At 27.2% G+C, this 16,301-nt stretch carries 12 protein-coding genes, 2 tRNA genes and 1 riboswitch; of the genes, 2 read left to right on the top strand and 12 right to left on the bottom strand.

Translation table 11 applies throughout. The features are described 5' to 3' along the window. Positions 1-220: 220 nt before the first annotated feature. Positions 221-2,638: a L,D-transpeptidase family protein gene (locus Q0Y03_RS02640; protein ID WP_297712287.1), complete on the bottom strand. Its 2,418-nt coding sequence runs from the start codon at positions 2,636-2,638 to the stop codon at positions 221-223. A gap of 301 nt (positions 2,639-2,939) precedes the next feature. After that, a riboswitch (Fluoride riboswitch) is annotated at positions 2,940-3,012 on the top strand. 58 nt (positions 3,013-3,070) lie between these two features. Between Q0Y03_RS02640 and Q0Y03_RS02635 the strand changes: the two genes are divergently transcribed. Beyond that, complete coding sequence (locus Q0Y03_RS02635; RefSeq protein WP_297712286.1) at positions 3,071-4,288, top strand: cation:proton antiporter; 1,218 nt, start codon at positions 3,071-3,073, stop codon at positions 4,286-4,288. A gap of 61 nt (positions 4,289-4,349) precedes the next feature. Here Q0Y03_RS02635 and Q0Y03_RS02630 read toward each other — a convergent pair whose 3' ends face one another. The 8 genes from Q0Y03_RS02630 to Q0Y03_RS02595 form a co-directional block, all read right to left on the bottom strand. Continuing rightward, entirely contained in the window at positions 4,350-4,559 is a 210-nt protein-coding gene (locus Q0Y03_RS02630; protein ID WP_297712285.1) for a heavy metal-associated domain-containing protein, read from the bottom strand. A 66-nt stretch (positions 4,560-4,625) separates the two neighbouring features. Continuing rightward, entirely contained in the window at positions 4,626-7,064 is a 2,439-nt protein-coding gene (locus Q0Y03_RS02625; RefSeq protein WP_297712284.1) for a heavy metal translocating P-type ATPase, read from the bottom strand. 260 nt (positions 7,065-7,324) lie between these two features. After that, the gene (locus Q0Y03_RS02620; RefSeq protein WP_297712283.1) at positions 7,325-8,395 is read right to left on the bottom strand and encodes a mannose-1-phosphate guanylyltransferase; all 1,071 of its coding nucleotides are present in this window, start codon (positions 8,393-8,395) and stop codon (positions 7,325-7,327) included. A 69-nt stretch (positions 8,396-8,464) separates the two neighbouring features. Continuing rightward, positions 8,465-9,841: an aldehyde dehydrogenase gene (locus Q0Y03_RS02615; protein WP_297712282.1), complete on the bottom strand. Its 1,377-nt coding sequence runs from the start codon at positions 9,839-9,841 to the stop codon at positions 8,465-8,467. A gap of 29 nt (positions 9,842-9,870) precedes the next feature. Continuing rightward, on the bottom strand, positions 9,871-10,599 hold the full coding sequence (locus tag Q0Y03_RS02610) for a DUF3298 and DUF4163 domain-containing protein (RefSeq protein ID WP_297712281.1): 729 nt from the start codon (positions 10,597-10,599) through the stop codon (positions 9,871-9,873). Between the two features lie 360 nt (positions 10,600-10,959). Further along, positions 10,960-11,742: a 23S rRNA pseudouridine(2604) synthase RluF gene (gene rluF / locus Q0Y03_RS02605; protein ID WP_297712280.1), complete on the bottom strand. Its 783-nt coding sequence runs from the start codon at positions 11,740-11,742 to the stop codon at positions 10,960-10,962. Positions 11,743-11,808: 66 nt separating this feature from the next. Then, a complete protein-coding gene (locus tag Q0Y03_RS02600; RefSeq protein WP_297712279.1) occupies positions 11,809-12,801 on the bottom strand; it encodes an anti-sigma factor domain-containing protein in 993 nt (330 codons plus the stop codon). A 15-nt stretch (positions 12,802-12,816) separates the two neighbouring features. After that, entirely contained in the window at positions 12,817-13,407 is a 591-nt protein-coding gene (locus tag Q0Y03_RS02595; protein WP_297712278.1) for a class D sortase, read from the bottom strand. Positions 13,408-13,803: 396 nt separating this feature from the next. Here Q0Y03_RS02595 and ispF point away from each other — a divergent pair, with 396 nt between their 5' ends. Next, complete coding sequence (gene ispF / locus Q0Y03_RS02590; RefSeq protein ID WP_297712277.1) at positions 13,804-14,274, top strand: 2-C-methyl-D-erythritol 2,4-cyclodiphosphate synthase; 471 nt, start codon at positions 13,804-13,806, stop codon at positions 14,272-14,274. A 102-nt stretch (positions 14,275-14,376) separates the two neighbouring features. Here the strand turns inward: ispF and Q0Y03_RS02585 are convergent, their stop codons facing one another. The 3 genes from Q0Y03_RS02585 to Q0Y03_RS02575 form a co-directional block, all read right to left on the bottom strand. Continuing rightward, complete coding sequence (locus Q0Y03_RS02585) at positions 14,377-15,675, bottom strand: Na+/H+ antiporter NhaC family protein (protein WP_297712276.1); 1,299 nt, start codon at positions 15,673-15,675, stop codon at positions 14,377-14,379. A gap of 462 nt (positions 15,676-16,137) precedes the next feature. After that, positions 16,138-16,213, bottom strand: a tRNA-Lys gene (locus Q0Y03_RS02580). A gap of 7 nt (positions 16,214-16,220) precedes the next feature. Further along, positions 16,221-16,294: transfer RNA gene (locus Q0Y03_RS02575), tRNA-Gly, on the bottom strand. Positions 16,295-16,301 lie beyond the last annotated feature (7 nt).

Raw genomic sequence — 16,301 nt, 5'->3', positions numbered from 1 at the left:
CATTTGGGGTAAACTTTCAGCTTTTATGTTAGTATTTAGTAATACTTTTTGTTTATAATTTTAAATTATATATTTAGTTATAAATAATAAATAATATCTATTTTCAGAATTTTAAAATTATTTAAATCTTGATTCACATATTTTAATTTACTTCTATTTTTTTATATTAAATAATAATAACTTCGCAATACATTTATTTAATAGTATTGCGAAGTTATTACTAATAGCTACAAATTATTGTAGTTTTATCTTCAATATTATTATAAATTGCCTCTGCTACACTATATGGCATATTAACACATCCATGTGATCCATTATTTTTATATATACTTCCTCCAAAACTACTTCTCCAGCTTGCATCATGAAGCCCTATTCCTCCATTGAATGGCATCCAGAAGCTAACTGGTGCAGCATATCCATCACCTCTTAATACAAAATCTTTCCTCTTCCAATCTAATCTATATACTCCTGCTGGAGTAGAATATCCTTTACTTACATCCCCTGTAACCACATTTCCTTGAGTAATTAATTCACCATTTTTATAATAAACGATTGTTTGATTAGTTAAATCAACTTCAACAAAAGTATTTATTACATAATCATCAGTTGCACTTGGGGTTTTAAATGATAATTCTTTTGTTGTTTCAGCTCCATTACTTATAGCTTCAACTATTTCTGCTATAGTTGTATCTCTATCTATATAATATATTCCTGGTGTCGTACTAACCTTAATAACTTCACCTGACCATCTAGTAAGTGTTCTAGCATCTCCTATATTATCATACTTATCTCCTAATTCATTTATATACGCTCTAATAGAATCTTCATTAAGTGTAACATTAAAATCTTCATCTATATTAATCCATGTATTTATTAAGCTTGAATCTATTACTATTTCATCTCCTGAAGTAGTATAAGTAATTTTTGATTCTATATATTTATCAACAGTATTTTTAGCTTGAACCACAGCATCTGCTTTACTAGTATACTTTGGTTCCTCATAACATTTTTCCTTCTCTAAATCTAAAACATAATTTATATTTTGAATATTATTCAATACCTTTGAGTAAAATTCATCATATTTTATTTTATTACCATTATCCTCTTTTACAATTTCATATCCATTACCTGTGTAATTAATATAAGCACTTACAGGCTCTTTTACATTTGATTCATCAAAACAATTAAGATTACCTAAAAATTGCTTTAATAGTTCCTCATCATAAGAAACACCCTCTGTTATTGTATACTGATTACTAACAAATATAGATTTAATCCATAAAAATGGATTTTGGCTTTCTAATAACTCATTTATTCCATTAGTAAAATCATATTTTAAATTAATATTTTTTCCATTTAACTCTTCAATATTATCTTCTCTCTCTTTAATTGTTAAAATATAATTATCAGCCTTTTCTTCCATAAAATCTTGTGCTGATTTATTACTTTTTCCAGTAACATTAACTCCATTTATATATGTTCTGAAGAAAAAATGATTGTTAAAATATACTGTCATTATTAAATATACAGTTAATAAACTAGCTACTATAATTCCTGTTGTTATCCAAATTTTATTACCTTTTTTATCTTTTCTAATCTTTTCACTAACTTCTACAGTTGCCATTTCAACATTTTTTTCTATTTCCTTAGTTTTTATTGAATCTTCTAATTTAACTTTATCTACGAACAATTTTTCAAGCTCGTCTACATATTCTGAATATTCTTTAATGGAAAGCTTATTTGCAAATAATACTATACTTTCTTTAGATTTATTTATATCTTCTTTAGTATCATTTGGTAGTCCTCTATAATATTCATCTAATAATTTATGCTTATATTCATGTATATTATTATATCCTAAAAACTCACCTAAACTCTCTAATTGATTATCCTTATCTCCATACTTATACAATAAAGCCTTATATATATTTTCATTATAAGGATTTAATTTTATTATTTCTTTTATAGTATTTTCTTCCTCATCATGTGAAATTTTATTTTCTAATAGCTGTTTAATTAAACTATTTGATTTCCTTATCTCTTCAGAATTATTATATGATGCTACTTCAGCTATATTATAATGATTTAAAATATCTATTACTGCAAAGTTAATATTAAATATACTCTCTACCATAGAATTAACTAATTTATTTATTATCTCTAGAGGAATATCACTTTCAATTTTATCGCTATTTAATATTATATTTTTCTCTTTCAATATAAAAGGCTTCTTTATTAATTCAGAATTTATATTTAACTTAGCATATGTTATATCATTTCCTTTATTGCTATCTATAGTTTCTTGGTTATTTTCTTTCTTTATTTCCTCTAAAGCATTTTCCCATGTACAATAACTATCTAAATAATATTTTTTGTTAAATGTATCAGTATTAATTTCTTCTATTCCAAATTCATTAATAATATTTATGGCTTTTAAAATATAACCATTTAAATACTCATATCCAAAATATTCTCCATCCTTTAATAATTGATCAATGCTATTGAATTTTTTAATACACTCTTCAGTAAATATTGAAGACGAATTAAAGGCCTCTTGCAAAAATTCTAATCTTATCTCATTTAGCTTAACAAACTCATTTGAAAAATAAATATCCCCACTTAATACTTTAAAGTTCATACTTTCCTCCCATATCATTATCATGTAATTAGTTAATACATTATTCTTTTATTTCTGCATCTTTCATTATAATATTAAACCTTTGTTAATTTATTACAATTTTAACACAAAAACCTTCTATTTGATATATAAATTTTTGTAATAATACTTATTATTTTCATTTTAAGAATAAATAAATAAAATTATAATCTGTATATATAAATGTAAAATTCCAAATAGTGATTTCTATAACTGAATATAAGGTAAATTTAAATTTCAATATCCAAACTTCTTGAAATACATAGTTACTTATGATACAATCAAAAATATAGGGAATGAAGTTCTCCCTTGAATTATCAAAACCGCTTATTATAGCTAATGACTTCTACAACTTTTTTTGTTGTAGAAATCATTAGCTTTTTTTATTTTTACTTTATTATAGGAGGATTATTTATGTTAATTAAGTTTTTAATAATTATAATCAGCTTAATATTAATAGGCATATTAGCTAATTATAGTGGTAAGTTAGTAGAGTTTATAAAATTCCCTTCTCTTATAGGTATGATCTTACTTGGAATGTTTATAGGACCATCATTTTTAAACCTTGTTCCTCAATCAACTTTAGATATATCTTCTTATATCAAGGATATTGCCTTAGTAACAGTATTATTTATAGGTGGACTTGGAATAAGCTTAAAACAAATGAAGCAAATAGGTAGACCTGCTATTTTACTAAGTATAATACCAGCACTCTTAGAAGGATTAACAATTGCTTTTTTATCAACACTATTTCTTAATTTTACTTTTATACAAGGTGCAATTTTAGGATTTATAATAGCTGCTGTAAGCCCTGCTGTTTTAGTTCCATCAATGATTGATTTGATTAAAAGAAAAGTTGGGCAAGACAAAGCAATTCCTCAAATGCTTTTAGTTGGTGCTTCTGCTGATGATACTGTTGCAATTACATTATTTACAACTTTTTTAGAAGTCTATATGTCCAGAACTAATGGAGAATATATTTCTATTGCTAGTGAACTTATTTCTATTCCTATTACTATTTTTATAAGTATATTTATAGGATGGTTGCTTGCTTTTTTAACTAAAAACTTATTAAATTTTATTAAAATTAATGATTTAAGAGTTATTTTTGCATTTATAATTTGTTTATTAATTAGATTAGTAGAAAATACTTTTCACTTAGAAATTTTTAATTCTTTATTAACTATAATGATTTATGGATTTTTCTTAAGAGCATTTTTAGATGATATAGCTCTTAAAATTCAAGATGGGATAAATATTGTTTGGAAGTATGGAAAGATTTATTTATTTGCTTTTGTTGGAATGGCAATAAATCCTTCTCTTGTTGGAAATTACTTATGGATAGGAATAGTAATGCTTATTATATCTTTAACTGTTAGATCAATAGGAGTTGTTATTTCTTTAATTGGAACTAACTTATCCTTTAAAGAAATAATCTTTTGTGTGATAGCTTATTTACCTAAAGCAACTGTTCAGTCTGCTAAAGCTGGTATCCCTTTGCAAATGGGTGTTGCTGGTGGTGAAGTAATGCAGGCTATTGCTATTTTAAGTGTATTAATTACTGCCCCTATTGGTGCTATTGGCATAAAACTTTCATCACCTAGATTATTAAATCAAGGAATATCTAATTAAGGACTTGTTATATAATAAACTGAAAAGAACTGATATTTGATTAAATACCAGTTCTTTTTTGCTATATATTTTCTATATTAATTACATCATATCCCATATCTTCAACTTTTTCTTTTACTAAATCATCAGATTCATTTGTTTCTACTATTGCATACTTTCCTTCTAAATTAACTTCAATTCCTTTTGCATCATTTAACTCTTCTAAAGCTTCAGTTACATGAGCCACACAGTTTTTGCAACTCATTCCCTCAATTAATATTTTCTTTTTCATAAAATCTCCTCACTTTCAACTATTTTAACATAACATATATTTTAACATTATTAATAACTATTATACTTATTTATTTGGATTAAATCCTCTTAATCTTAATGCATTTGCTAAAACTGAAACTGAACTTAAGCTCATTGCTGCTGCTCCTATCATTGGATTTAATAATGGTCCTCCAAATATATGAAGCACTCCCATAGCCACTGGAATACCTAAAACATTATATCCAAATGCCCAAAATAGATTTTGTTTTATATTTCTAATAGTTGCTTTACTTAACTTAATTGCTGTAGCAACATCTTTTAAATCACCTTTCATAAGTACTATATTTGCTGATTCAATAGCTACATCAGTACCTGTACCAATTGCTATACCAATATCTGCTTGTGCTAGTGCTGGAGCATCATTTATTCCATCACCAACCATAGCAACCTTACTCCTCTTTTCTTGAAGTTTTTTAACTTCATTTGCTTTATCCTCTGGTAATACTTCTGCAAGAACAATATCAATTCCAACTTTTTTTGCAATAGCATCAGCTGTTTTCTTATTATCTCCAGTAATCATAGCAACTTTGATTCCCATCTTATGAAGATTTTCAATTGCTTCTTTACTGCTTGGTTTAACTGTATCTGCAACTGCAATGATACCTTCTAACTTATTATTTATTGAAATATACATAGGTGTTTTACCTTCATTTGCTAATTTATCTGATTTAACACCTAAATCTCCAACTTCAATAGAGTTTTCAGTCATTAATTTTTTATTTCCAAGTAAGATAACCTTACCTTCTATTTCAACTTGAATTCCATGACCTGGAATTGCCTTAAAGTTAGATATCTCTTTAAATTTAATATTTCTTTCTTCTGCACCTTTTACTATAGCTTCACCTAAAGGATGCTCTGAACCTTTTTCACTGCTTGCTGCTATAGATAATAATTCCTCTTCTGATATTGTAGTAGTAATAATATCAGTTACTACTGGTTTACCTTCAGTAATAGTACCAGTCTTATCAAATACAATAGTATCAATTTGATGAGTAACTTCTAGAGCTTCTCCACCTTTAATTAAAACTCCGTATTCTGCTCCTTTTCCTGTTCCAACCATAATTGCTGTAGGTGTTGCTAATCCTAATGCACATGGACAAGCTATAACTAAAACTGAAATAAATATTGTTAATGCAAATACTCCACTTTCACCAGCAATTAACCATCCAATACTAGCAAGTATCGCTAAGCCAATTACTATTGGTACAAAGTATGATGCAATAATATCTGCCATTTTTGCAATAGGAGCTTTTGATCCTTGAGCATCTTCAACTAACTTAATAATTTGAGATAATGCAGTATCTTTACCAACCTTAGTAGCTTTGTATTTAATAAATCCTGTTTTATTAATACTAGCTCCTATTACTTTACTTCCAATTGTCTTCTCAACTGGGATACTTTCACCTGTAAGCATCGCTTCATCAACTGAAGTAGATCCTTCTATAACTTCACCATCAACTGGTAACTTTTCACCCGGCTTAACTATAACTATATCCCCAACAATAACTTCATCTATAGGAATAACTAACTCTTTTCCATCTCTTACAATAGTAGCTGTCTTTGGAGCTAATCCCATAAGCTTTTTAATTGCTTGAGATGTTTTTCCTTTAGAAATTGCCTCTAAATATTTACCTAAAGTTATTAAAGCAAGTATTGTAACAGCAGCTTCATAATATAAACTCATAGCATAAGAACCATCACCTGTATAAATTTTATATGTTCCATATAAACTATAAATAAAAGCTGCACTTGTACCTATCGCAATTAAAGAATCCATATTAGGACTTAATTTAAATAAATTTTTATATCCAATATAATAAAATTTATACCCAATTATCATAACTGGTATTGTTAAAACTAATTGAATTATAGCAAAGTTAAGTGGGTTCATCATTGGATCCATAATGTTAGGTAATGGCATTCCCACCATATGACCCATTGTTATTGTTAAAAGGGGTAATGCAAATATTAATGATAGTATTAATCTCCAGAATAGCTTTCCTTTTTCATCTAATTTCTTTCTCTTTTCTTCTACTTTCTGTTCATCTTCTCTTATTAATTTATATCCTGCCTTTTCAACTTTTGCTTTTATATCTCCAAAATTTATAACATCTGCATCATAGCTTATTGAAAGTTTTTCTGTTGCAAAATTAACTACTGCATTTTCAACTCCAGACATTTTCTTTGTAACTTTTTCAACTCTATTTGCACATGCTGAACAAGTCATTCCTTCTATTTTATAATTATGTAATTGAATATTTTTTTGTATTTTAAATCCTATTTTTTCAACCTTTTGTTCAATATCTTCTTGAGTAATTATTTTATCATCATAATTAACTGTTAATGTTTCTGTTGCAAAATTGACATTTGCTTCTTCTACCCCTTCCATCTTGCTAACTACTTTTTCAATTCTATTAGCACAAGCAGAACATGTCATTCCATTTATTTTAAATTTATTAGTCAATATATCACTCCTTTTAATAAAAAATATTTATTTAAATTATTACTATCTTTCACACCCCCCAGGTAGGGGGTATGAGTTTATTATATTCTTTTTTTTATTATTTGCAATAGTTTTTTTATTATTTAATTAAATTGCTTATCATTTAGAATCTCCCCCGTGAGTAATAACCATTTATATCTTGTATATTTATTAATAATCCTAAAAATAAAAGTACCAAATTGAATTTAATATAAACTCAATTTGGTACTTTTAACTTTTCATTAAATAAACTCTCCAAACTCAGGATTGCCATTAATATCATTAAGCAAATGCTTAATCTCCTGATCTTTATCCTTATCCATTACCAAGATAACATCACCTGCATCAACAACAACTAAATCCTTAACTCCGAAACCAATAATTAATTTTTTATCTCCTCCAAATATGGAGCAATTTTCACAATCCTGGATATAGACATTGTTACTTATCTTATTGTTTCTATATTCGCTTAAATACCTACTTAAGGCACTAAAGCTTCCTATATCATCCCATTGAAAAGATCCTTTTATTACATAGGCTTTTCTAGTTCTTTGCATTACTCCAAAATCTATAGAAATACCATCGATGTTTTCATACTCTTCTCTAGTTACCTCTTCCTCATCATCTTCTCCTAGATGTTGATAGATATTCATTAATGATTTATACATCTTAGGCAAATACTTTTCAATTTCCCTTAATATAACATCTGCTCTAAAAACAAACATACCTGAATTCCATAGATAAGTTCCCTTTAATAAAAAATCCTTAGCTACTTCCATATTAGGTTTTTCAGTAAACCTTGCAATCTTATATGCTTGAGATGCAGATGCTATTCGTTCTCCCATTTTAATATATCCATAACCAGTTTCAGGCCTAGTTGGAGTAATGCCTATTGTAACTATTCCTCTACGTCTATTAGCTATTTCAATAGCTTCTGATAGTGTATCTAAATAATCCTTTTGACCATCAATGTGATGATCAGAAGGTAAAACTACCATTACAGCATCATTATCTTTTTTCAATAACTTAATGGCTGATAATCCTATACAAGTAGCAGTTTCTTTATTTGCTGGTTCAGTAAATATATTTTCAGAATTAACATCTGATAACTCATCTCTTATTTTTTCTACATAATCCCTGTTAGTTACCACATAAATATTGTCCTTCTTAATTAAAGGAGTAATTCTTTCAACTGTATTTACTAAAAAGCTTTTATTATTAATAACCTTTAAAAATTGCTTAGGTTGATTTGCTCTTGATAAAGGATATAGCCTTGTACCTTTTCCTCCAGCTAAAATTAGCGCGTATATCACAAAATTCCACTCCACGTAGTACTATGTTTTATTATATGAGTGCCTTTTGTCAATTGTGAAATCATATTATTATTTCATTAATTTCCTTAAAATATTTATTTTTTCTTTATAAGGTGCAAATCTTATATTAAATTCTACAAATGTTCCCCTCTCCATTACCGACCTTTTATGAGTAAAAGCATCAAAACTAGCCTTACCATGATAATTACCAATTCCACTATTTCCAACTCCACCGAATGGTAAATTTCCATTGGCAACATGAATTACAGTATCATTTATAGTAACCCCTCCAGATGTAGTGCATCTTAAAATATTATTTATACTCTTTTTATTTTCCGAAAAATAATATAATGCTAAAGGCTTTTCTCTATTATTAATAAAATTTATTATATCCTGTATATTATCAAATTCTATTATTGGTAATATAGGTCCAAATATCTCTTCAGTCATAACACTAGAAGTAACATCTACATTAGTTAAAATAGTAGGCTCCATATATAACTCAGTACTATCAATATTTCCTCCATAATATATCTGCCCATCATTAAGATACTCTTTTAATCTATTTAATGAAGTATTATTAACTATTCTAGGATAATCTGGACTATTTTTAATATCTGCTCCAAACTGCTTGTGAATTTCTGCAACAATTAATTTTAACAATTTATCTTTAACACTACTATGAACGCATAGATAATCTGGTGCTACACATGTTTGACCTACATTCAAAAACTTTCCCCAAACTATTCTTTTTGCTGCAATTTCTAATTTTGCATCTTTATCAATTATACAAGGGCTCTTTCCACCTAATTCTAATGTTATAGGTATTAAGTTTTTAGCTGCTTTTTCCATAACTATTTTTCCTACCTTAATACTACCAGTAAAAAATATATAGTCAAATGGAAGTTCTAATAGATATGATACTAATTCTTTTCCTTCTAATGGATTAACTACTTTCAAGTACTCTTCTTGAAAATTTTCATTAATCATTTCTTCTAATAATAATGATATATTTTTCGTATTTTCTGATGGCTTTATTATAGCTGTATTACCTGCAGAAATAGCTCCAATTAATGGAGCTAATACTAATTGAAATGGATAGTTAAAAGGTCCTATAATTAACGTTACCCCATAAGGTTCTTTGTATATATAGCTCTTAGAAGGATAATATATTATTGGTGATTTTCTTTTTTCTATCTTTGCCCATTTTCTAATATTTTTTATGTGAATATTAATTTCATCATATACAATTCCAACTTCAGTTGCATAACCTTCAAAATTAGATTTTCCTAAATCATTCTTTAATGCTTCTAAAATTTTATCTTCATTTACTTTGATTACTTGCTTTAGCTTTTTTAATGTATCTATCCTAAAATTAATATCATTTGTTTTTCCTGAATTAAAGAACTCTTTTTGCCTATTAAATACTGATTTTATATCATTCATTTATTAACCCTCTTATTTGAAAATTTTTATTATATTTTACCATACTTAAAATTTCCTTCAAGAAGATTATTAGGAATAATAAACTCTGATATTCCTGAGGCATATGGCGCTATTTCATACAATCCAAAATAAATCACAAGTGTATTATTTTTTATATAGAAGTTTTGATTATCTCCTATTCCATTAAATCCATCCTTACCAGTAAAATATCTATCAGGATCTTTGCTTATTTGTCTATTTATTTCTTCATTAATTATATCCTTATAATTATAGTTATCTTTAAAAATATCTTTTAATTGCATCTCATTACCATTTGATTTTTCTATATTATAAGCAATTCTATTTGTTATACCATGAGCTCCACCTGAAAATTGATAATAATCTATATAAAAACTAATAATATCTGTATTATTAGTCAGCTTATATCTGGCATATAATTGATATGTCATTAACGGTTCTGGCTTATCTTTAAAGTATTCATCTGCAATCTGTTTAACTTCATTAATCCAATTTTCTGTCCACTTTGCAATCTTATTATTAATTGCGTCTTCTTGTTTTTTATCACTCATACCTGTTATTTGTGGAACAATTACATTAATGTCTAAATAATCATTTTTAGATTTATATATTTTATCCACAACTTTTATATTGGAATTATCTTCATTTAATCCACTACTTTTCAACATAGCCTGTGGATAACTCTTGATACTTATCAACAACATTAATATTACTAAAAACCACATTTTTAGCCATTTCATAAAATATCCCTCCTTTATATTCGCTAAATTTTATACTTATTTTATTATTATCTACAATAATGTTTATAATTATTAACTTATATATCAACATTTTTTTAACAAGTTATCCACAAGCTCCTGTGGATTATGTGTGTAACCTCTAGTTTTTGTTAATTTTATAAATATATTTCATATTTAAATTTTATTTCATATTAATTTTATCCACAGCTTATATATAGTATTAATAAAATGTCCTAAATCTAAACATTAAATAAAAAAATAAACCATAATATAATAATAAAATAAAATTTCATTACTATATTATGGTTAAAATTTATATAACTTAAATTATATTTGCTTTATTTTAAGCTAATTTAAATATTATTCTTCATCAACTTCCTTTGTTTTTCCTGATGTTGATATTAAATTATTTAATCCTTTTAACTCTTTATAAGTTAAATTTCTCCATTCACCAATTCTTAAGTCACCTAAATTTATATTCATTATTCTAATTCTTTTTAATTTTACAACTTCATACCCCAAAGCTTCACACATTCTTCTTATTTGCCTATTTAATCCTTGGGTTAATATTATCCTAAATGTGTTATTACCTTCTTTTTTAACATAGCATTTTTTAGTAACTTGCCCTAAAATTCTAATTCCACTACTCATCCTTTGTACAAACTCTTCATTAATAGGCCTATTAACAGTTACTATATATTCCTTTTCATGATTATTTCCTGCTCTTAATATCTTATTGACTATATCTCCATCATTAGTCATTAATATTAAACCTTGAGAGTCCTTATCTAATCTACCTATTGGAAATATTCTTTTTTTATGATTTACAAAATCAACTATATTACCTTTAACTTTATGCTCTGTTGTACAAGTTATTCCTACAGGTTTATTTAAAACTATGTAAACTAAGTCTTCATCTTTAGATATTAATTTACCATTTACTTTAACCTTTTGACCCTTTGATACTTTAGTTCCCATTGTAGCTTTAACACCATCTATGGTAACTACTCCACTTTCTATTAACTTATCTGCCTCTCTTCTTGAACAAAAGCCTGACTCACTTATATATTTATTTAATCTAACCGTATCTCCTCTATCATTATGAACAATTACATTTTTCTTTTTTATAGACCTTTGTTGCATATTTACCTTCCTTTGTTTTTTAATTTTAAATTAGAAATTAAACTTTCAACAATTTTAAAGTTTCACCTAATTTAATTTATGTTCAGATCCAGCATTATTTAATCTTACTTTTAAATCTTTTTTATAAACAAACTCTGCTGTTTCTTCTAAACTATTATGTTTTAAAGCTTTCCCAGTAATTGTTATAACTATTCCTGAATCCTTTACCATTTCATTTTCATTGGCATATTCTATTATCTTACATATAGCTTCATCAACATTATTATCTAACACGCTAGTTTCAGCAATTAACGCATTCCCTTTTTCAGTAGATGAACTAACATACAAAACTCTATTAAATCCATTTATTTCTAGCTTAATTAGTGAAGTAGTTTCTACTACTACCGTACTGACAACATCATTATATTTATATATAACAGAAGAAACAAAAATTAATGCAAAAATAGATATAATAGATGCATATAATTTATAATCTTTTAAACCTTTTTTTTCTACAGATTTTATTTCTTCTCCCCTAAAACAAGCTTCCTTCAATTTAAGCTTCTTAAATTCACCTAAAGATGTCATAACAATAGCATTTTTTTTACCACTATCTAAGACTATTCCATCAAACCCCATTTTTTCTTCATATTCTATTATATCCTTTCCCAAATCCTCTTCGGTATTTTCAACTATTTGAATATAATCTTGTAAATTTTTATAATTTGGGTTTCCTAATATTAGTGTATATGCAATTATATATTCTCTATATTTATTAATATATTTAGAGTCTATCATAGTTGCTTTATGTATTGCATCCACTGGAATATCTTCTTCTTTTATAAATTTATCATATAATTCAATATTATTAGTTATAAACATTGCTATGTTTAGCAATTCATTTCTTATTAAATAACTTACATTATCTTTAACTAAATCTCTCACTAAAACTTTATATTTTAATAGCTCTGAAGTAAGCATTATTATCTGTTGATTTCTAAATTCTATTACTTCATCACTAATTAATATTAATGGTTTTATTGAAGAAAATCTGTATTTATTCTTATGAAACTTGTCCATTTTTGCCTCCAACAATTACAAATCTTCTCTTCCTATCAATTTTCCTGTTACTATTACCCTTCGTTTAGATCCTATAGTGCACGTAATTAAAGTCATTTTCTCATAATCTGCATCATCCAAAACTTCAACCTGATTAGGTTCAACTATAAAACTACTATCGACTTCATAAGTATATCTTCCATCTTTAGTTGTAACAATAACCTTATCTCCAACCTTAACTTTATATAAATTTATAAATGCATCTGTAAAATCTGAAACTCTATGCCCAGCTACAGCAAAATTTCCAACCTCTCCTGGCATTGCTGAATCTGGAAATCTTCCTAGAAAATATTTAATTACATCGTCTGTAATTCCATCAACAACTGGTTGCTTTAATTTAATTGATGGTATTTCCATTATAGCTACTGGTGTATATCCGTTTATTGGTTCTAAACTTACTGGTTCACTACCTTCTTCATTCTTAGCTTCTACTAGTTGACTTTCAAAAGCTTCTAATAACTCATTTTGCTTGTGCGATGTTACTATTTTTTTATAAGCAACATTTGCTATTATTCCAACCCCTATAAGTATTAATACAACTCCAAATAATCTTCTAAACTTTCCCACTCATTTCACCCCTAAATTAATAATATTTTTCTATTTTTGTACATATATAATTTTTTCTACATATATTATAACATAAAGCATTAAAAAAACATTAATACATTTTAATGTAATTTATATGGGGGAGTTTATGAAATATAATAAAGATAATGTGATTTATATCGATTTCATATTCAAAAGAAAAAGGATTAATTCTAAAGTCATTTTATTTTTTTATAAGCTTTACTCAAAGCTAACTACCATCTTGCCAAACAAAATAAAATTATCTAGGAACAAGAAAATATTTTTATATACCAATAGAAAAACCTCCAACTATTAATTATAAATATCCCATTTTTATTATATTCATATTTGAATCTTGTGATAAAATATATTTAAAAAAGTTTACGAGGTGATTTAATGAGAATAGGAATGGGATATGATGTACATAAATTAGTCGAAGAAAGAGATTTAATTCTAGGCGGAGTTAAAATTCCTTACGAACTTGGTTTATTAGGTCATTCAGATGCAGATGTATTATTACATGCAATAATGGATGCTTTACTTGGAGCTTCTGCCTTAGGGGATATCGGCAAACACTTTCCAGATACAGACCCTAAATATAAAGGAATCTCTAGTATTGAATTATTAAAACATGTAGGTAACCTTTTAAGTACACATAATTATAAAATTGGAAATATAGATGCAACAATAATTGCTCAAAAACCTAAAATGGCTCCACATATACCTACAATGAGAGAAAATATTGCCTCTGCTCTAAATATATCATTAGACCAAATAAATGTTAAAGCAACTACAGAGGAAGGCCTTGGTTTTACTGGAGAAGGACTTGGTATTTCTTCTCAAGCTATTTGTTTAATTTTTAATTAATAAATTAACTTTTCAATAAAATTTTTTCATCAATAAAACTGGAGCTGAATCATATTGAATTTATTAATATGATTCAGCTCCTTAAATTTAAACTACTTTGTCTTATTTAAGTCTAACACTTTTATTATTTTTACTATGATACCAAACTATCGCAATAATAGCTGAAACCCCCATTAAATATGGATAGAATAAATACTTCATTATGGCAAAAGGCGAAAGAGCTGCTAGTCCTGCTGCAGATATAAGTTGTGCTCCATATGGTATTACTCCTTGGAATACACAGGCAAACATATCCATAATACCTGCAACTCTCTTAGGCTCGAGACCAACTTCGTCTGATATATCTTTTGCTATAGGACCTACTGTAACTATTGCAACTGTATTGTTAGCTGTGCAAATATCTACTAAACTTACTAAAGCTGCAATTCCAATCTCTGCTCCCATTTTACTCTTAAATCCTTTTAATCCTTTATTTATTATAAAATCAATTCCTCCATTATATTTTATTATTTCTATAGTTCCAGAAATTAAAATTGATATTATTATAAGTTCACTCATTCCTCCAATACCTTCTGCTATTGATCCAAAGAAGCCTAGTAAATCAAAACTTCCTCCAATAAATCCTATAATTCCTGCTATTACTATTCCACCTAATAAAACCACAATAACATTTAAACCAACTAAAGCTCCAACTATAACTGCCATATAAGGAATTATCTTAATTAAACTATAATCTAATGCTTCAACAGTAGTTATTGATCCATCCTTTGTTATTAATACAAATATAAATGCTGTTATGATAGCTGCTGGTAATACTATCTTAAAGTTCATTTTGAACTTCTCTTTCATTTCACATCCTTGAGTTCTAGTTGCTGCAATAGTTGTATCAGAAATCATAGATAGATTATCACCAAACATAGATCCACAAACTACTGCTGAAACAGCAATAGCTGTAAGTATTCCTGTTTTTTCAGCAACTCCAACTGCAATTGGAACTAACGCAACTATTGTTCCCATTGATGTGCCAACTGATAATGATATAAAGCAAGCAATTACAAATATTCCTGCAATCATTATATTACTTGGAAGTATCGATAAACCTAAATTTACAGTTGAATCAACTGCTCCCATTGATTTTGCAACCTGTGCAAAAGCTCCTGCTAGTATAAATATTAATATCATCAAAATAATATTGGTATTTCCTGCCCCCTTACAGAATATCTCTACTTTCTCATCAAATTTTATTTTTCTATTCATTACTAGAGCCACTAATGCTGCTGCTAAAAACGGAACTATTATCGAAACTGTATAAAAATCTTTAGCTAATAAAGCTGATGCTATATAAACAATTATAAATACAAGTAACGGTAATAATGCCCATCCACTTCCTCTCTTGTTCATTATTAATTCCTCCTACATTATTTCTTAAACAAAAAAGCTTCTGAGAAACTCAGAAGCATAACTATTAAAACTACATATATTTCTCTCATCTATCAGGATTTAGCACCACACCAAAAAATTAATACGCTTATGCTAATTAAGAAACTTCGCTAATTAAGTAATTTCAAATATTAAGCTGTTATATTTAAAATATAACTAACATAATCTCTTAATTTTTTACGAAGCAAATCTTAAATTATTAATTCCTCGTAGGTTGCTGGGCTTCATAGGGCCAGTCCCTCCACCACTCTTGATAAGTTATTTTTTCAATTTTCATTAATAAGATTATCAAATTAATAAATTAATGTCAACTAAAAAATTTTTACTATAATATTTTATTATAAAATTTTCTGATTTATTAAATATAAATTTTAAAAATTTATTTACATGAAAAAAGGAAGTAATTTAATTACTTCCTTTTAATGGTGCGCCATCACGGGTTCGAACCGGGGACACCCTGATTAAGAGTCAGGTGCTCTACCAACTGAGCTAATAGCGCATAAAAATGGAGCGGGTAGTGGGAATCGAACCCACCTTTCCAGCTTGGAAGGCTGGAGTATTACCGATATACGATACCCGCATATTCT

Origin of the sequence: Clostridium sp., assembly GCF_026168755.1 — a bacterium.
GTDB lineage: Bacteria > Bacillota > Clostridia > Clostridiales > Clostridiaceae > Clostridium.
This window is presented reverse-complemented; position numbering and strand designations above follow the sequence as displayed.